Source organism: Phyllobacterium calauticae (genome assembly GCF_019991125.1).
In the GTDB taxonomy this organism is placed as follows: Bacteria; Pseudomonadota; Alphaproteobacteria; order Rhizobiales; family Rhizobiaceae; genus Phyllobacterium; species Phyllobacterium calauticae.
The window spans coordinates 436,832-454,741 of sequence record NZ_JAGENB010000004.1 but is presented as its reverse complement, the minus strand read 5'-3'; the positions used below and the strand labels follow the sequence as shown (position 1 = coordinate 454,741).

At 56.1% G+C, this 17,910-nt stretch carries 17 protein-coding genes and 3 pseudogenes; 7 read left to right on the top strand and 13 right to left on the bottom strand.

The features are described from left to right. Window positions 1-151: 151 nt before the first annotated feature. Window positions 152-847: an ATP-binding protein gene (locus J1W56_RS17545; RefSeq protein WP_223614573.1), complete on the top strand. Its 696-nt coding sequence runs from the start codon at window positions 152-154 to the stop codon at window positions 845-847. A 469-nt stretch (window positions 848-1,316) separates the two neighbouring features. Here J1W56_RS17545 and J1W56_RS17540 read toward each other — a convergent pair whose 3' ends face one another. Next, complete coding sequence (locus J1W56_RS17540) at window positions 1,317-2,162, bottom strand: endo alpha-1,4 polygalactosaminidase (protein WP_223614595.1); 846 nt, start codon at window positions 2,160-2,162, stop codon at window positions 1,317-1,319. A 458-nt stretch (window positions 2,163-2,620) separates the two neighbouring features. Here J1W56_RS17540 and J1W56_RS17535 point away from each other — a divergent pair, with 458 nt between their 5' ends. Further along, window positions 2,621-3,247, top strand: coding sequence for a class I SAM-dependent DNA methyltransferase (locus J1W56_RS17535; protein WP_223614572.1), 627 nt, complete (start codon window positions 2,621-2,623; stop codon window positions 3,245-3,247). Window positions 3,248-3,408: 161 nt separating this feature from the next. Here J1W56_RS17535 and J1W56_RS17530 read toward each other — a convergent pair whose 3' ends face one another. Together J1W56_RS17530 and J1W56_RS17525 are read right to left on the bottom strand one after the other, a co-directional pair. After that, complete coding sequence (locus J1W56_RS17530) at window positions 3,409-4,083, bottom strand: hypothetical protein (RefSeq protein WP_223614571.1); 675 nt, start codon at window positions 4,081-4,083, stop codon at window positions 3,409-3,411. Between the two features lie 600 nt (window positions 4,084-4,683). Beyond that, window positions 4,684-5,772, bottom strand: a complete 1,089-nt coding sequence (locus J1W56_RS17525) for a LysR family transcriptional regulator (RefSeq protein WP_223614570.1) — start codon at window positions 5,770-5,772, stop codon at window positions 4,684-4,686. A gap of 2 nt (window positions 5,773-5,774) precedes the next feature. On the opposite strand from J1W56_RS17525, the gene J1W56_RS17520 reads away from it, so the two are divergent. Next, the gene (locus tag J1W56_RS17520) at window positions 5,775-6,422 is read left to right on the top strand and encodes an FMN-dependent NADH-azoreductase (protein WP_223614569.1); all 648 of its coding nucleotides are present in this window, start codon (window positions 5,775-5,777) and stop codon (window positions 6,420-6,422) included. 126 nt (window positions 6,423-6,548) lie between these two features. Here the strand turns inward: J1W56_RS17520 and J1W56_RS17515 are convergent. Beyond that, a pseudogene (locus tag J1W56_RS17515) lies at window positions 6,549-6,743 on the bottom strand (Tn3 family transposase); the annotation flags it as partial. A gap of 90 nt (window positions 6,744-6,833) precedes the next feature. On the opposite strand from J1W56_RS17515, the gene J1W56_RS17510 reads away from it, so the two are divergent. Next, on the top strand, window positions 6,834-7,256 hold the full coding sequence (locus J1W56_RS17510; protein ID WP_223614568.1) for a DoxX family protein: 423 nt from the start codon (window positions 6,834-6,836) through the stop codon (window positions 7,254-7,256). Here the strand turns inward: J1W56_RS17510 and J1W56_RS17505 are convergent. The 3 genes and pseudogenes from J1W56_RS17505 to J1W56_RS26170 form a co-directional block, all read right to left on the bottom strand. Next, window positions 7,247-7,342, bottom strand: a pseudogene (locus J1W56_RS17505) (IS5/IS1182 family transposase); the annotation flags it as partial. The gene J1W56_RS17510 and the pseudogene J1W56_RS17505 sit on opposite strands and share 10 nt — an antisense overlap. Window positions 7,343-7,411: 69 nt before the next feature. Beyond that, complete coding sequence (locus tag J1W56_RS17500; RefSeq protein WP_223614567.1) at window positions 7,412-9,388, bottom strand: oleate hydratase; 1,977 nt, start codon at window positions 9,386-9,388, stop codon at window positions 7,412-7,414. A 63-nt stretch (window positions 9,389-9,451) separates the two neighbouring features. Beyond that, window positions 9,452-9,568, bottom strand: a pseudogene (locus J1W56_RS26170) (phosphoketolase family protein); the annotation flags it as partial. A 276-nt stretch (window positions 9,569-9,844) separates the two neighbouring features. Between J1W56_RS26170 and J1W56_RS17490 the strand changes: the two are divergent. Further along, complete coding sequence (locus J1W56_RS17490) at window positions 9,845-9,991, top strand: DUF1127 domain-containing protein (protein ID WP_091879693.1); 147 nt, start codon at window positions 9,845-9,847, stop codon at window positions 9,989-9,991. 220 nt (window positions 9,992-10,211) lie between these two features. Here the strand turns inward: J1W56_RS17490 and J1W56_RS17485 are convergent, their stop codons facing one another. The 3 genes from J1W56_RS17485 to J1W56_RS26085 all read right to left on the bottom strand — a co-directional run bounded on the left by J1W56_RS17485 (window position 10,212) and on the right by J1W56_RS26085 (window position 14,133). Continuing rightward, entirely contained in the window at window positions 10,212-10,532 is a 321-nt protein-coding gene (locus tag J1W56_RS17485; protein WP_223614566.1) for a hypothetical protein, read from the bottom strand. 110 nt (window positions 10,533-10,642) lie between these two features. Then, window positions 10,643-11,713 (bottom strand): GlxA family transcriptional regulator, encoded by a 1,071-nt coding sequence (locus J1W56_RS17480; protein WP_223614565.1) that lies wholly within the window; start codon window positions 11,711-11,713, stop codon window positions 10,643-10,645. Next, a complete protein-coding gene (locus J1W56_RS26085; protein WP_223614564.1) occupies window positions 11,710-14,133 on the bottom strand; it encodes a GcvT family protein in 2,424 nt (807 codons plus the stop codon). The genes J1W56_RS17480 and J1W56_RS26085 overlap by 4 nt, the downstream gene beginning before the upstream one ends. Before the next feature lie 84 nt (window positions 14,134-14,217). On the opposite strand from J1W56_RS26085, the gene J1W56_RS17470 reads away from it, so the two are divergent. Both J1W56_RS17470 and J1W56_RS17460 read left to right on the top strand, forming a co-directional pair. Beyond that, window positions 14,218-14,490 (top strand): type 2 periplasmic-binding domain-containing protein, encoded by a 273-nt coding sequence (locus J1W56_RS17470; RefSeq protein WP_223614563.1) that lies wholly within the window; start codon window positions 14,218-14,220, stop codon window positions 14,488-14,490. A 296-nt stretch (window positions 14,491-14,786) separates the two neighbouring features. After that, window positions 14,787-15,539, top strand: a complete 753-nt coding sequence (locus J1W56_RS17460) for a DUF6500 family protein (protein ID WP_319025565.1) — start codon at window positions 14,787-14,789, stop codon at window positions 15,537-15,539. Window positions 15,540-15,606: 67 nt separating this feature from the next. Here J1W56_RS17460 and J1W56_RS17455 read toward each other — a convergent pair whose 3' ends face one another. The 3 genes from J1W56_RS17455 to J1W56_RS17445 form a co-directional block, all read right to left on the bottom strand. Next, the gene (locus J1W56_RS17455; RefSeq protein ID WP_223614562.1) at window positions 15,607-16,293 is read right to left on the bottom strand and encodes a DUF4405 domain-containing protein; all 687 of its coding nucleotides are present in this window, start codon (window positions 16,291-16,293) and stop codon (window positions 15,607-15,609) included. 5 nt (window positions 16,294-16,298) lie between these two features. Continuing rightward, window positions 16,299-16,784 (bottom strand): cytochrome P460 family protein, encoded by a 486-nt coding sequence (locus J1W56_RS17450; RefSeq protein ID WP_223614561.1) that lies wholly within the window; start codon window positions 16,782-16,784, stop codon window positions 16,299-16,301. A gap of 68 nt (window positions 16,785-16,852) precedes the next feature. Beyond that, complete coding sequence (locus tag J1W56_RS17445; RefSeq protein ID WP_223614593.1) at window positions 16,853-17,890, bottom strand: alpha/beta hydrolase; 1,038 nt, start codon at window positions 17,888-17,890, stop codon at window positions 16,853-16,855. Window positions 17,891-17,910 lie beyond the last annotated feature (20 nt).

Genomic DNA, 17,910 nt, shown 5'->3' with positions numbered 1-17,910 from the left:
CTCGGCTCATGAACCCAAAACAACGAAGGAGAAGCCTAGGAACTTGACCACCACCAACACGAGCGATACCTAAAGGCGGGTCACTTCTCGGCGCAAATCCCGGGTCAGCTCTCAGTGCAAATCAACAATCTACCCGCTGGAAGTTGTTGCTGTGGTCGGCGAAGTAAATGCCCTCCTTGCCATGCAACAGAAATCGATGGATTTTGCGCGATCCCGTGCATCCGATCTTGCTCACGGGCTTAAAACCCCGCTGACAGTGTTGGGCACGATCGCCTATGAGCTGGAAAAAGGCGGCAACACTCGCAGCGCAGCATCAATCGTCGATCTGACGAACGAGATGCGTGACCGGATAGATTATCAGTTAAGGCTGGTCCGGCTGCGTCAACGCGTTCGGATGCACGCCCTCAGCGCGTCATTAAGCAGCGTTGTTCCCCGCACGATTGCGGTGTTGAAAAGAACACCCAAAGGCGAACAACTGGTCTGGGTCGTTAATGTCAAGGATGGTCTGAACGTCGACATCGACGTGAACGACCTTGTCGAGCTTGTCGGTGTGATATTGGAGAACGCAGCGCAATGGGCGAACACGCAAATCCATATCAAGGCTAAGCAGGATGGCGCGTTCGTCGAATGGCGAATATCCGACGATGGTCCGGGCATTCAGTTCTCAGATCACAGTACGATTGGTCTACGTGACAGGCGGTTGGACGAGACAGTCACAGGCACTGGCCTTGGCCTGGCGATTGCTTCCGAGATTGTCTCCCTCAACAACGGAACGATTGCGTTTGAACGTTCCAGCCATGGTGGACTTGAAGTCATCATCCGCTTGCCAAGTGTGGCCGCCCATTAGAAATGTCGCTTGTTGTGCAAAGTTAAAATGTCATCCTGACAGATGCCGAGGCTCGTCGACGGGCAGGGCGGAGACCTCAATCTCGCAGCTCTGCCCGGCGACAGTGAATAGATCTGTGGCAGCCTGCTCCCGTAGTCTGCGCTCCCTTCGTTCCTCGACCCAGCTGTTGCGCCGCGACGGTTTGCGTGCGCGTTTTTGATAGGCGATGACCTCGCTGTTGGTCTTTCCAACCGGCTCAGTTCCGCGTGGAAATCAACACCACAATTCCTCATGGTCCCGACGATGATCCGCTGCAAATCGCGCCAATCGATTGAGGTCCAGGCGCTGGCGTAATCGATGCGTATGGGAGAACATCGTATCGAAAGAGTTACGGAAAATGGCCCATCCTTCATCCCGTCGATTGCAGCGATGCAGCCTCTACTTCTAGAAATTTTGTTGGCAAAATAAGCAAGACCGTATGTCAATCTGATTAGTCGCACACTTCGTATTCGTAATCGGGCGAAGTGTCCCGAACGACTTTGCGGTCACGGTAGATGATAGAGATCTTGTCACCGCGTGCGTCGCACGCGGCATTGAAAAAACTTACGGGATCAACGGGATTGCCATTGGTATCCTTGTTGTTGTCATTGTATTCGATCTCGTAAACCTGATTGCCATACACTTTGGTGTACTCGCCGCATTCCTTCTCGTATTCGCATTCTTCGACAATCGCAAAATTAAAGCGGATTATCTTTGGGCCTTTGGGTGCAAGTTCCGAGGCGTTTTTCTGGGCGACAGCGAGATTGGCATCATGAGCCCGTTTGACCAGCAGCTTGGCAAACTCTGTATTGGTTTCTGGTGACAAAACGCCTTTGGATCTGTTCCATGAATCGAGATTGTCGGGTTCGAGGGCCTTGAAGCCGTCAGCCGCACATTTGTCGATCCAGGGACCGATTATTTTCATCAGATTCTTTCGTTTTGTGTCTAAGGATGTGTCTAATATATACTCTTCTGGCCATTTTGGATCGGTAACATACTCACCATCTTTCTTGATCAGCAGATTCGGATGGTTTTTTGTCCACCACTCCTTCTGCTGCGGTTGCGTCTGGAAGGCATTCACGTAACAGATATTGTATTTACCTTTTGCAGGGGCAACCGTTCTGTCCCGGACAACAATCTTAACACTGCTTTGCCGGTTGTAATCGCCTCCAATCTGGTAGTCGAATTTACCGTGGGCCGGAGGCAACGTGAGAGTTTGAGCATTTGCAGACAAAACAACGCAGCCTGCAGCGACGACGGCGGCGATCATCGCCGTTCGGAACCATTGAATACGCATTTCGATCAAGACCTTGTCTAGCTGAGTTCCCCGCCTCGAGCACGGCGCTCTGGCGTGATTAATATGACGGTCTGGCTACCGCCTGGGCCAGCTAAATCTGGATATTTGCTTCTTGGCGAACCGAGGTCAAGGGTAATGAAACAGCTTCTGATAAGGAGATGTCACGTTGTTAGGCTCAGTTACAAAAATTCCATTGGTGCCGCGCTAATAGCACTCCGCGCAGCTTGATGTTAACGGCAGCTTAATGGTCTTTGAACCGCGTTGATAAAGGTCCGAAATGACGGCGCATTGTCGCCCGGCAGCATTGGCAATCGGTCGGTGGTGTCTCTGACCGCATTTCTGATAAAGCTGGGAAGCAAATCGCCCGCGAAGTCACCAACTGCCGAAGTGTGAAAGGCGCAATGGGCTGATGGGCCTCTCGCTCATCAGGCCTCTTGTCTTGAAGGAGGAATGCTAGGATGAGCACCGACCTGGATACCGTGCGGTCCTATGATGCGGTCGCGGCGGAGTACGCTTCAGAGGCCGCGGCGATGCCCGAATGGGTCGCGACAGAGATCGATGTGTTCGTGACCGCGCTGGGTGGCTCGGGCAGGGTACTGGAGATTGGAAGCGGTGGCGGGCGCGATGCACTTGAGCTTGAGAAACGGGGCATTAGCGTCCGGCGCACCGACGTTTCAAAGGGTTTCGTCGAACTGCTTCGCGAAAGTGGCTTCGAGGCCGACCTGTTGGACCCGCTGACCGAAGACCTGGCTGACCCGCAGCGTCCCGGTACGCCGTACGACGGGATCTGGGCCTGTGCCTGCCTGATTCATGTTGCGCGCGAGGATCTCGGCACGGTGCTTGGGCGGCTTGCCGAGGCGACCCGGACCGGAGGCCGATTGCACGCCTCCGTTAGAGAGGGCGAAGGCGAGGATGTGTCCACACACGGCAGTGCTGCAGCGCCTCGGCGCTACGTCGAGACGTACTGGCGCGAGTCTGCCCTGCGGTCTGCACTTACAGACGCCGGCTGGATCGTCAGCGAGGTACGTCGGTGCGTTGGAAAGCCCCATGATCGGTGGCTGAGCGTTCGGGCGAGCCGGGCGTGACCCATACAGAACTTGCGGCAATGGCCGGTTGTGGTGCGACTATGAGCTCTAGGCAGTCACCGTAATGTCGGCTTCCGGGCGATGGCACAGTTACCTATACGACAGGTATGGGGCGCAAAGGGGCCGGGATGGCGCCGGCGAGTTCGCCAGGATCGCTCGCATTAAAGAATCCCTAGATCTGCCTGCATGTAATCCGCGACGCTGTAGCAATGGCTCGCCTGATAGGCGTTCCGCCCCCGGTTCATGTGTGTCAGGTTGAACGTCCGAATGGCGCGCACTATGCGGCGGCTCGTGAGGAATTTGCGGATCGAGACGGAGCCACGCACATTGATGCCGAAAATGTCCGCACCACGCGGGAAGAAATAACTGACGTGCTCCGGCATCGCGACACTTTGCTCGAGCAAGGGTTCGTCGACACGGCTTGGCGTGACTGAGCGATCTGTCGTGAAATCCGATAGATGCACGATGAATCTGGCACGGATGTCTTCGTCCTGGGCATAGAGCGTAAAAAGTTCCATCCAGCTCGCATTGACGCGGACGAGCGGCTTGTCCGAGGTCGACGGCAGGCAGGAAACAGACCAGTAGTAGCGCTCGGTCTTGCGCGGGATCGGAATACAGCTTGGACCATACAGCCCGAGAATCTCCAGGACTTCCCCTGCTTGCGGGCGACCAAGCAGCTTCTCAAAACGAGCCACATATTTGAAGCGCTGTTCCAGGGACTCCAAGCGGTCGCCCGTGTCCGGCAAGTCGATCTTGCCCTCTATCCAATCGCGCTGCTGCTCAAGATCAAGGAATTGCCGCAGGCCGGTGGGCCCAGGTCGAGCGGTCGCGCCCATATCAGAAGCCCTGTGAATTTCGTGTGCTCGTCATCGGCCGACTTCCTGTGTTCTCGCTCAGACGTTTGCAAGTCTGAGCATCGCGCCCAATGCGCCTCCGAATGATACCTTGCAGATGATGAATTTGGAACGTCTGCTCGACCACGAAGATAAAGTCACGTTGTTCTTCCGTTTGGCGCTTTCACCCTGTTCAGCACGTACATAGGCAAGACAGAACGGGCTTTTTATCGGCATTGTAGACATCTAGGCTACAATCGAAATGCCGGGAAATTGCTTATTATCGGCATTTACAAATGAAGATTTCCAAGGCGTCTGTGGCGCGTACAACCGATGGTTTACTGGCAGGTCCTGAATTTAAACAGCAGTAGGATCCCATGTGGAATTTTGTGTCATCGGGTTTGTGGATCGTGAGCCCCGTCGTCGACAGGGCTCATTGTCGGTTGGGCGCAAGCGCAAACCTCATCCGTTGAGGACAAGATGTCTCGTCACTTGGGGCGTTCACCGATCAGACGTCATGGCTCAATGCGTCAGCTAGCGCTAAGAGCTTCCCATAGCTTGATCTTTTTCTGTCGAACGATCCCGGCGATTGTGGTCCTAGACTCAGCGATGGGTGGAAATTGCTATGTCCGCCTCTGAGCGAGGATGCGCTGAAACTGAAATGAACCGGGCCTGAAGATTGTCGAGGAGCCATGCGCCTGCGCGGCCCGGGAAACGATCTCGCATATGCGCGGCATAGATGGTCAGAGGGCTGTGAACGCTGGCAGGATCGTCCTCAATTTGCAGCGGCACGAGACGCTCTTCGACCAGAAGCGGCATCACCAGATGTTCGGGCATCCGGCACCAGCCAAGCCCTGCGAGGAGGAAATCCAGCCGGCGCCCCAGCTCAACGAAGCGCCACACCTTGGTTCCAAGAATTCCATAGCCGGGATTGTCCGGTGTGGACGGATCAGACAGCACAAGCTGGACATGCTCATCCAGGTCCGCGCGCGTTACCGGCCGGCCGAGCCGGGCGAGCGGATGGGCTGGCGACACGACCGGAAGCAGGCGCACGTCAAGCAATGGCAAAGCTACAACATCTTCAGGCACATCAGGTAGAAGCACGCAGAACGCGAGCGCAGCATCTCCCCGGCGCAATCGTCGCTCGGCGCCGCCGAGGCCCTCTTCCGAGAAGCTCACCGGCAGGTGAGGAAACGCATCGCGGAGCGCATGCAGGCTGTCGATAAACGAAGCAGTGGGTACCAGCGGATCAATTGCCACTGCAAGCTCGGGCTCCAGTCCATTGCGCGTGGCGGCGGCCATCGCCTCGAAACGTGCCGTGCCCGACAGGACAACACGAGCCTGAGCGACCAGCGCGCGGCCCGCATCCGTCAGGTGCGGGCGATAGCTGCTCCGATCAAACAGGATCACCCCCTGCACGTCTTCCAGCGTTGCAATGGCCTGGCTGATCGCAGACTGGGCACGGTGGAGCTTGCGACCGGCAGCCGAGAAGCTGCCGGTTTCGGTGATCGCCACCAGCACGCGCAGCTGGTCCAGGGTCAAACTGCCCAACATTTCATCATCCAAGCAGATAGAGATCATCGGATTATTATCTCTTTTAATGATGATCGTCCAGTGTGCAAGCTGCAGCCATGCTCTCGGCGCGCCGAACTCCGGCTTCCGCTTCGGCCAACTCAAATCCAAGGATACCATTCATGCCCCACCTTCTCGTTGTCGAAACCAGTCCGCGCGGCGATTCTTCGATCTCACGCAATCTCACCCGTCGCTTCGTCGCCGAATGGCAGGTTGCACATCCCGGTGGGCAGGTAGTTACCCGTGATCTGATGGAAACGGACTTGTCGTTTGTGAGCGCGCCGTGGCTCCGGGCTTATTTCACGCCGCCGGAGCAGCATTCGACCGAAATGAAAGAAGTGCTCAGGCTGTCGGACGAACTTGTCGCGGAGCTGCTGGCGACCGACCATCTCGTCATTGCCACGCCCGTGTACAACTACAACATTCCGGCGGCGCTCAAGGCTTGGGTCGACCACATCGTCCGCAAGGGGTCGACGCTCGGGATGGACGGCAAGGGCCTTGTCAGCGGCAAGAGGGCTACTGTGCTTATGGCTTCCGGGGGCGTTTACACCGAAGGTTCCCCAATCCGCGATCGAGACATCGCGGCCCAGTATCTGCGCCTGATCCTGAACGTCATCGGCATCACCGATGTGACATTCGTTGCGGCAGGTGGAGCAAAGGCAGTTGATTTGGGCGAGATCGGGCGAGATGACTTCCTGGACAAGTTCCAGGGTGAAATCGAGGCGAAGGCTGCAAATGCTGCTTTCGGGGTGGGCTCGGCGGCCGCCTGATAACTGACCGGAGATCGAAGACAGTGGATTGCTTCATGCAAAGCGGAATCAAGTCCACGGCTTCTTTTATTGCAAAAGGGGATTGTGAGGTTGAACCACCGCGGCCGTTTGGATGGGATTTTCGCAGTCGCCGATTTCGCCGCGCTGATGAAAGCTGATGGCACGTTTCAGCGCGTGATGGGCCTCGTCCTTGTTGAGCCCGATTTGGGTGCGGCGTTGCAGATCGGCGTTCAGAATCCAGTTGATCATGAACAGGGTCCACTCGACGCGACCGACCTCGCGCAAAGCCGTGGCCAGTTCGTTTTGCCGCGGATAAGAGGCGACCGGCAAAACAAATTTTCCCAGCCCTGTCGGAATCCCCCTATCTTGGCCGTCCTTGCAGCATCAACCGCTTCAACCCGGAGGTTCATCATGGAAAACGCTCAAACGGTCTGGCAGACTGCCGCCATTCTCATTGCCCGCATTATCTTCGCCGCTGTCTTTTTGATGGCTGTCTCCTTCAAATTGATGGATATGGGCGCCACTGCAAGCTACATCGCCGCCGCCGGCTTCCCATTCCCGCTGTTTCTGGCCTGGTGCGCAGCGATCCTCGAAATGCTGCTGGTCATTGCCTTCCTGACAGGCGCCGTTTTCACTCCGGCGGCGATGGTCGCGGCCGTTTACGTCATCTTCCTCGGATTTACATTCCACGGCCCGTCACACTGGGCCAACAACCAGGCCGAATTCGGCTTCTTCGTCGACCATTTCACTTTTGTAGCCGGTTTGTTCTTTGCTGCCGTGCACGGGCCGGGAAGCGTGCTTGCCCTCGGAGCGGGCTGGCAAGGCAAGGCCTGAGCGCCGAGCTTGTCATAGCGTGTGGCGCCGCGTCGGAGGTGCTTCAGCTTGGAGAAAAACCGCTCGATCAGATTGCGCTCACGGTAAGCCTCCTGCTGAAGCGGGAAAAGAGAGCCGCGCTGAAATCGGCTGTTTAACGCGTTATCTGGCGAACCCTAATTCTTGTTTGTGGTGAAGTTTTCTCGCATCTTTTCCAGCCAAGCGAACACAGTGCCGAGCGCCTGGTTGCCCTTGCCGAGAAGCCCCGTCAGTTCGCCTTCGGCCGCCCCGCGCTTGGCTGCATCGGGTTCGGGCAGCGGCGGCAGGATGTGGGCATAATAGGTCTTGTCCAGCAGACGGTGCAGCAGGCGTTCGCCTGGAAACGGTTCGCCATTGTTCAGCGCCCGTGCGCCTTTGAGCAGTGAGCGGATATCGTACTGGGTCGGGCTGATGTCCGGCACCTGTTTTGGCAGGTTCAGAAGCGTATACACCGCGACCCGCGCGGTGCGGATTGAACTGTCCATTGTGAATATGATGTCGTTCGACGTTTCGACGAACTGGCCCATCAGGCCAAGGTTGGTGCAACCCGCAGGCACAACATGGGGCCGGTCGCCCGCCGCACGCGGCATGAATTGCGCCGTGATATACGGCATCAGCGCAATGCGCGCCTTGGTGTTTGCCACCACATCGTCGAGTTGATCTTCAATGCCGAGATGATAGCAAAGCTCAGCCAGGATCTCTCGCCCGGTGCAGGCCGGCATGGTTTTCTTGACGAAGTTGCCCTCCTTGTCCATCAGCAACGCATAGACCCAGACCACCAGAACATCCTTCGGCTGGGTCGGGAAGTGTGGCTGGCGGTTGCAGGTAAAGCTGAGCACCCAATTGGAGTCGGTAAAGGTGATGATCCCTCCGGTCACCGTCTTGCCCGAATAGGGATCGTTGACCGAAAGCTCTCTCAGCTTTTCGACAAAGGGCGACGCTTTGCAGGTGAGTGTGACGGATTCCCACATTGAGCCATCGACATTGCCGTAGAATTTCTCGGGCTTGCCGAAGATGGGCGACTTCCTGGCGAGATTCTTCCACAGCGCCCAATCGCTCGCGTTGCCCGGGTCATGTCTGCCGCGGTCGAGCACCGGGGCGTTGTCCATGTCGCCATAGGCTGTGCCCTCGGTCATCGACCCGGTCAGCGCAAAGACCAGATCCTTCGGGCCAACGGCAATGGTCGTATCGGTACCGCCCATATGAGCACGGATAGCGGTAACCGTGCGGGCCTCGCCTTCGACCGTCATTTCGAGATCATAGGCGCGCGTGTCGAACTGCACCTTCACACCACGCTCCCGCAGATGCGCTACCAGCGGACGAACAAAACTGTCGAACTGATTGTACTTCGGGAAGATCAGCGCCGACATGTCGGTCAGTCCATCAATCGCGTCGAGGAAACGGTGCATGTAGAGCTTCATTTCAAGAAGGCTCTGCCAGTTTTCGAACGCGAACATGGAGCGCCAGAGATACCAGAAATTGGTTTCGAGGAAGCCCGCGCTGAAATACTGCTCAATGGTAACGTCGTCGAGATCCTCCTTACGCTTCAACATCAGGCGGATCAGTTCCCACTGCTGTGATTTGGAGAGGCCCAGCGTCGAAAAATCACGTATCTGGCCCTGCTTGTGCATGAGCCGGGCCTTGGAGAAGTTCGGGTCATTGTCGTTGACCAACCGATATTCGTCGAGGACGCTATAGCCCTCGGGCAGTTCGAGCGCCTGCACGTCCTGGAACATGTCCCACAGATTATCGTAGTTCCAGTTCATCTCGCGGCCGCCGCGGACGATATAGCCGTCCTCCGGATTGCCCGCGCCGTCGAGCGAGCCGCCCTCGATGTGCATCGTGTCCAATATGGTGATGTCCTCGCCCGCCATACCGCCATCGCGGATCATGTAAAAGGCTGCGGAAAGGCCCGCGATGCCGCTGCCGATGATCCAGGCCTTGCGGCGTTTAGCCGGCCCGGTCAGGACCGGGCGGTTACGCATATAAGCCCCCATCATGTCGGGAGGCGGCAGGCAGTTGCCGGCGCTGTTGTGCCAATAGGCGGCGGTGGCATCGGCCTCGACCGTGAACGTCTTGCCGGATTTGCTGGCGGTGGTGTTCGAGTTGGTCATGGCACCTCTCTCCGTATCGAGTTGAAATTCCAGCCTGAATGCTTTGCGGGATTTATCGGTTTGATGGCAGGTGACGTCAAATCGTGATCCCTCGAACAGGCTCCGCAGCTCGCTGTCCGGCATGCGCCCCATCACTGTGGGATTGGCTATCTTGTAACCATATTGAAATTGAAAAGGGATGATTTTTTGTACGTCGGGCCTGCTTATTCATGAACCTCAACTACCGCAAGCTATTTGACGAACAATCAATATGACAACCCCGGCTCAATTCAAAGTTTGAAGATGCTTGATCCAATAGATTCATTTTCCTTCATGACCATTGCGCCAGATGCATAGGTGGAATGAGGGATTGTGCCTGTTTTAAACCGATTGAAAGGCCTATATTCCAATCATCGAAACGACGCCGGAGCCAAGCAAGGCTGCTGACGTCAGACAACCCTCAGAAAGGGAATTATCATGAACGTAGCACGCTCCTTCAACAATTGGCTCAAGTTCCGTCAGACCGTCACCGAACTTGGCCGCATGTCCAGCCGTGAACTGCAGGATTTGGGTATTGACCGCGCCGATATCCGTAGTGTTGCCCGCGCATCAGTCGCTCGCTAATCACACGAGACTAACGAACCAACAGCCGTTCGACGCCCGCTTTCAACGCGGGCGTTTTTGTGTCGACCTCATGTGTCTGGGTCAGCTAAATTCTATTCCAATCGACGGCCTTCCCGGCGTATGCTTTTGCAAATCGGAAGAGCACAAAAATCAGATGCATCGGCCTGGCGGTTGATTTCCAAGGGCCTTGTTGGGGGTTGGTGCGGTTCTATAAAATCCGCTACGACATCTGCCGTCTCAGCAATCTGTACATCTCCAAAACTATTCCAACGACAACGCCGACGGCTGCGATCACACGGATGAAGGCAGACATGACGATAACAGCAATTGGCTTGCAAAGAATTCCATCATTGCCGATAGTCGCGGAGGAGTTGGCAACGGCGTCGATCAGAAGTGACGCAAGAATAGTAATGCCGAGCACGCTCCAGTAAGAGGCAGGGAAAGTATGGTGCCTGTGGTGGATTGCAAGCAGCATGCACAGCACGATCAATGGTCCAAAGATATAGATCGTAGCTGTCTCAAGACTCGCCGCTTCCGACATAATCCATATTTCCTTTCATAACAGCAGTACGCAGGATCGGATTTCATTGCGATGCGATCAGGACCGATATGACAGAATTCCGGCCTCTCTCGAGGACGTCTACCTCCCGATCAGAGACGAACCTCGTGCGGCCTCAATCCGAATTCATTGCGAAAGCAGTTGGAAAAGTACGACGATGAACTGAACCCGCAGGCCATCGCGACACTGGTGATGGAAAGGTTGGTTGATACCAGCAGTTGCCGTGCCCGGGCGAGCCGAAGTGACAGATAGTACTGTCCCGGTGTTGTGCCGAGATTGCGCTGAAAAAGCCGCTCGATCTGGCGTCTCGATAAGCCGACCTGTTGGGGAATGTCATCAAGAGCGGTGGGCATCTCAATGTTCTGCAGCATGATACGAATAACCTGAATGAGTTTTTCGTTCTTGCCGGTGTACTGAAGTCCCGGCGGAATATACTGATATGCGTCGCCCGCCCGGCCACGATCTGCGATGACGTGCTGACAGACCTTGGCAACGGTTTCCGGACTGCAGCGCCGTTTCAGCAAGTCGATGGCGAGATCGAAAGCCGCGAACTCTCCGGCACAGGTGACAAAGGGGCCATCCTGCATAAACAATGCGTCGTTGACATTCAGTCCATAGAAGGTTTCAGACAGGGCGGGGATCTTGTTCCAATGAATGGTGCATCGACTGGAATTCAGGAGACCCAACTGGGCTAGGAGCCATGTTGCCGTTCCAAGCGCATAGATCACGATCTTCTGGCGCACGCATAGCCTCAGCAAGGCGCTGACCTCGGACGAACATTGGGCCTCGATACCTTCACCTGCGCACAGAAGCATGAGGTCGGGAACACGGGACATTTCAACGTTCGTGCGTTCAGTGTGAAAGTCACCGTCAACGCCAATGCTGAAGCCGCTGGCGCACTTTACCGGCTGACCATCAATGCTCACGAGCCGCCATCGGAATTGCTCCAGACCGAGCAATGTGTTGGCCACACGCATGGGCTCGATCATCGAAGACAACGATAATTGCGAGAATCCCGGGAACAGGAGCACAGTAAACACAGTCGGTTTAGTCTGCAGACTGACGACTGTGCGTGCACGTAGCCCAGGATCGGTAGCTGTATGACAGGAGGGGCGATCGAGACGCGTCTTTACCTGCGATGCCTCCACTGCGTGCTTGTTCATTGCCGTATGCGCTCGCCGGTTGGATCGTAGATGCAGCGTTCGACACGTATTGCCCGGCTACGGCGGCCAAAGGCTTCCACGTCGATCTCTGTGAGAGCCATATCATCGCCGGCAAGATAGCCAAATACCAAGGAAGCTCCGGTCGTGTGGCTGTAGTCACCGCTCGTCGTCATGCCGATACTCCGACCATTGGCGATCATGGCTTCCCCGCCATAGACGGGCAGAGGGTCATCAAGGCGGAAACAAACGAGCTTGCGCTGGATGCCGCGTTCCTGCTGTTTAATCAGCGCGTCCCGCCCGTAAAAGTCGCCTTTCTTCAGGGAAACAGCAAAGCCAAGACCAGCTTCGAATGGTGTGTCATCGGGGGTGATGTCTGCTCCCCAATAAAGGTAGCGCTTTTCCATGCGCAGGCTGGAGATCGCCTTGTAGCCGACATTGGCAATGCCGAACTCTGCACCCGCTGTCCGCAGGGTTTCATAGACGTAAGACATGTATTCCACGGGGATATGCAGTTCCCAGCCAAGTTCGCCGACATAGGTCACGCGCGCCGCCATCACCGGCGCCCAGCCAATGCGGATATTTCGGCAGGTCATGTACGCAAAGGCTTCGTTGTCGATATCATCCTCGCTCACCTTGGCGAGTACCTTCCGGGAAAGTGGCCCGCAAAGATTGATGACGCCATAGGCACTCGTCACATCCTGCATCATGACCGAGCGATCTCGCGGCATGTGGCTGCGGATCCAGTTGCCGTCCCGCGTGCCAAATCCCGAGCCGGTCACCACATAAAACACATCATCGCGCGGACGCATGATCGTCAGGTCGGCCTCGATCCCGCCGCGCTTGTTCAGGAACTGGGTATAGATGACGGCTCCTGTCCCGCGATCCAGATTGGCAGCGGCAAGCCATTGCAGATAGGCAAATGCACCCGGTCCGGAAATCTCGAACTTTGTAAATGAAGACTGATCGATGAGTGCAACACCTTCCCGGACTAGGCGGTGTTCACGGCTGATGACCTCGCGGTAGGGTGCACGCTCGAATGTTTCGAGCGGCGGCTTCTGTTGACCAGGCTTGAGAAAATAATTCGGTCGTTCCCAGCCGAACTTTGCGCCGTAAACGGCCCCATGATCGGCAAGGGTTTGATAAAGCGGCGAACGGCGCAGCGGGCGGCAGGCCGAGCGCTCTTCTTCCGGCCAGGCGATCGCATAATATTTTGAATAGGCTTCAATGGCGCTGTCGCGCAGATAGGCAAGCCCCGTATGCGGTTGACCAAACCGGCGCAGATCGAATGCCCAGAGGTCCATGCCAGGATCGCCTTCAAGGATCCAGTTGGCCATTGCACGGCCCGCGCCGCCGGAAGCGGCGATGCCAGATGTAAAGCCGCAGGCGACATAGAAATTATCGAGATTGCCTGCAAGACCCATTACAGGTTCACCGTCAGCCGAGATGGGAATTGGTCCATTGACGACGGTGCGTACGCCAAGCTCACCCAAAATTGGAATACGGTTGGCAGCGCCTTCAATCACGTCAGAGATACGATCAAGATCATCAGCAAACAGTTCTTGCCCAAAGCTCATAGGCAGCTTGCCAAGTCCATAGGCAGCCCGCGTTTCCTTTTCCCAACCGCCGATGGCCATGGCACCGGGTTCCGGCTTGACGTAGAAATTGGCATCGGGATCGCGCAACGTTGGGAGGTCATCGGGCACAAGGGGTGATTTATCGGTGACGAAATACTCGTGTTCAAGCACTGTTACAGGCAGATCGATACCCGCAAGCTCGCCGCATTGACGAGCCCAGAGGCCTGCAGCGTTGACGACGACATCGCAGCCAATATTGCCGTCCGATGTCTGAACCTCGATGACGCGACGGTCCCGGATCGTAAAACCTGTAACCGTCACACCCTCAACAATGCGTGCCCCGCCTGCCCGGGCGCCCTTTGCATAGGCGTGTGTCAGTGAATAAGGGTCAACGTGCCCGTCCGAGGCAATCCATGTTGCTCCGCGCAAGTCTTTGGTATCGGCGAGCGGAAACAGCCGCTTCACGTCGTCAGGTCCGACAAGCTCCATGTCGAAACCGTAGCTCCTGGCAGCGGTGGCTGCCCGCTTTAATTCTTCCCAGCGCGCGTCGGAGGCTGCCAGGCGCAAACTACCCACATTCTTCCAGCCGACGTCCTGCCCCGTCTCGGCACCAATTTTGGAACAGAGTTCGGCACTGTATTGCATCAGTCGCGTCAGGTTCACCTTGCTGCGCAGTTGGCCCATCAGACCGGCTGCATGCCAGGTCGAACCAGCGGTGATCACGTTCTTTTCAAGAACGACCACATCCGTCTCGCCTGCTTTGACAAGGTGATAGGCAATGCTGGTGCCGATAGCACCGCCTCCGACAATAACGATGCGGGCATGCGAAGGAATCTTGATGGGCACTGGTCAGCTCCAACGGTTGAGCATGAAATAATGCCACATTAAGTCACATTATGCAAAGTATAACAACATAAAAAGGGTTGGGATATGGAAGCATCGGCTGTTGTAGCAGGCACTGCCAAGCTGGAGGCAGCCAAGACCCTGATTGACTGGACCGTGACGCGTAAAGCCAATGAAATGTATAATGTTGGCTACGCTGTGCCTGCGATGCCAAACATCGCAAAACCCGTCAAACATCTCCCTGAAAACATTGAACAGAAAATGATCAAAAACGATTTTGAGTGGGCTGCGAACCATCGGGAGGCTATTTTGAAAGAGTGGAACAAACGTTGCGATTCGAAATCCGAACCCAAGAACTGAAGTACAGGTGTTGTTACTTCGGCTGGCCTAACAATTTGACTGGTTGGCGATACGAACCTTGCCTTCCGACTGTCCTCCAATGGAGCATGACCGGTTTTAATGGCTCTGTGGCAAAGTTTTCTTCTTTGATGGTTTGTGTCACAGAGTGATCAGCTGAGATGGTTGCGATGGGATATCAACGATGGTGGATTTCAAGGGCGTACAGTTCCGCCGCAGCTACCATCGCGGGGATCGAAGTGGCCCACATTTCTCTATCTGCAGTCGCAAAAATCCGGATACTCAATGGAGAACGTTTCGTGAGAGCCATTCTGCAAAAAAAGATAGTTGAGGTTTGTGATCAAAAGATATCTGAAAAAGGCTCCGGCGTGGGCCTCTCATTCTATTCGTTTTTTGGCAATAAAAATGATGACCCCGAGCTTCTGATGGAGGCCGCGGAATGGTGGATACGAATCCACCAACTCGACCATTTTGAAAAAGCAATCAAGATACGGGCTTTGGTCATGAACCTTGCCGGGCAGAACCCTCGCTCTCGAACAGAAGGCATGGATATTGTTAGGGGTGAAAACGGTTTCAGCAATTGTGAAAAAGCTCTGACGCTCGGGGATTTCATTTCGGTAGAACAGGAATTGTCCGTAAAACTTCCCGACGATTTGAAGGCGCATTATATCGATCACAATGGCGGAACACCGGAAAGATCCGTTTGGGTCGATCCGGAAGGGAAATGGGATGATAATGAAGTTCGCGACTTCATCCCGTTTCGCTATAGCGACCGCTTTGGTGACGATCCGGATTTTACTGCTGAGGGACGAACCAAAAGGGAATGGTCAGAACAGCAATTGCCACCCCATCTCATACAGTTTGCCTTCGACTGGGGCGGGAATTATTATTGCATCGATCATCGGGACGGCAAGGTTTACTTTTTTGTTCGAGACGTCTGGAGCGACAATCTGACGATCGAGAAAAACTGGATCGTCAACACACGCTACGTGACCACTTCGTTCAAGTCATTCGTCGACAATTTGGCGGCTGGTGGAGCATACACGCGATAACAATTGCCGTGTTCTCGTTGCCGAGCGCATTAAGGGCTCCTCGTATAGGCCGAGCGCGTAACCGCGTTTAAGTTGCGTGGCGACGTCTGGCGATCCTCTGGATCAGCATGCGGGTAGTGTGGGCTATCCAGACGTAGAGTGCGACGATGGATGCAATGTGGAGAAAGAAGCCGGCAGTCGATTCATTGAAGTCCCATAAATCCATCGATATCTGCATGAGGAGCTTATCGCCTAGCCCCAGATATGCCGAACTCTGCACGCCATGCAGCGCCATGGCGGCAGCGAGCAGTTGCAAGGCGATCGTGCGGCCTCTGCCGGAAGCCTTGATGCCGAACAGGGTTCGGGCAGTGTGCATTACGACCGACCAGCGGAAGCCGATGTGCAGCGAGGCGATAATCAGAAGCCAATAGGCTGCAGCGGTATGGATCTGCCTGGCGGTGAAGCCGCCATCCAGGGGAAGGAAAGCGAACACCAGCCGGGAGATCATAAGGCTGGTCACCACAATAGTTCCGACGACCACCAACAGCACCAGATTGATGCCGGCATATATCAATCCATTCGCTTCGCGCCGGGTGCGCCTGACCGTGCCCCACCAACGTCGATTGAAGACGTTGTGCATCGCGGCGAGCACAAAGACAGCCGAACCCGCCAGCTCATGAACGGTATTGCCAAGCCAGTAATAGGCGAGGGCCACCATAAGCAGGCCCGCCGCCGCGAGATCGATCGCCAGTCGCAGAAGGAAGGTAGGAGCCATTACCGTCAGTTCACCGGCGTCCCGTGGAAGGCCTGAATTTCGCTGTGGGTGAACAGGAAATCATTGCCGCTGGCACCTTGATGGCAGGACTGGCAGCGGTTGGTGTTCTCAGCCTTGTTGACCGTGCGATCGGCCCAGTACCACTGGAACTGCCAGTTACCCGTGCGCCGGGTGTCGTCATAGTCGGCGCCCCAGTTGGCGCCCTTTTCCATGACGAAATACCGGTAAAGCTCACCGTTGCGATAGTCGATCAGGACGAACTGCGCGCCATCGGGCACCGGCTTTCCGGCCTTGATCGTGTCGATTACGTTTTGTGTGGTCTTGATATGGGTGACGGATTCACCGCGCTGTCGGCCGGTATAATGCACCAGCGTGTCGAGGTTTTCCGGAAATTTGACGCGGTTGGTTTCCGCATGAACCTGCCAGCCGGCAAGCGCGACGGCGCTGAACGCGATGGCGGCTCCGGCCGCATATGTGAGCAGAGTGTTCATTTTGGGGGTCCTGAATGAAGCCGTGACATTGGAGGAGGGAAAGGCCGGCTCAGGGCCGGCCTCGTTCGTTAACCGCGCGTGCCTTCGAGCGTTCTGTTGAAGAACGGTGTCAGCTTGCCCATCGCGGCGTTGACGTATTCGGGCACCCAATAGGTCTCGATATGCGTCGCGCCTTCGATCTTGAACAGCTCCTTGTCGGTCGTTCCGGTTGCTTTCGCGAATGCGTCCTCGCTCATGTAGAGGCTGTCAGCCTTGCTGCCCGCGATCATGAGCAGGGGTTTGTTGATCAGATCGATCTGGTCCGTTGCGTCGAACCGCGCCAGATCGAGCAGGCTGCTCAGCGTATAGCGCGCAGAGGAGCCAGGATGTGCGTTGGTTTTCTGGTAGTATTCGGTGCCCTGGCGATACATTTCGAACGGCAGCTTGGCAATCTGCTCGTCGGTCAGCGGCGTGGCATTGGCGTAGATGATGTTGCCGGTGGCTTCCTGCGCGCGGGCCTCCGATGCCTGCTGGAGACGCTCCTGAAGACTGCTCAGCTGTGAATCTTCAAAACCGTTGCGACGCACGCGGCCGGAGTTGAACATGCTCAGCGTGGCGATAGCCTGAAAGCGCTTGTCGGTCTTGGCGGCAGCCAGTGAATAACCGCCACCGCCGCAAATACCCAGCAAACCCAGGCGGGAGCCGTCAACGCCGGCATAGTGCGTGATATAGTCCGCCATCCCGTGGATGTCTTCAATGCGGTTGGACGGCTTGTCAACGTTGCGGGGTTCGCCACCGCTGCCACCCTGGTATGCTGCATCTGCCGCAATGGTAACGTAGCCCTGTTCGGCCAAATGCTGAGCGTAAAGCCCCGCAGTCTGTTCCTTGACACCGCCGTTCGGGTGAGCCACGACAATTGCTGCATAGGATTGGTTGGGGGTGTAGCCAGGCGGGGTATAGACGTTCGCCGCGATGTCCAGTCCGTTCAACTTGTATTTGACCGGATGAATGTTGACTTTGCCGGCAACGTTTTCAGTGATGGCGCCTTCGTAGGTAAGCGTATAGGGGTTTTTCCGGTAATCATCTGCGCGGACTTCGCCGGCAGCCAGGGCGATGACAGCCGCCACGGTGAGAGGCTTGAGGTCGG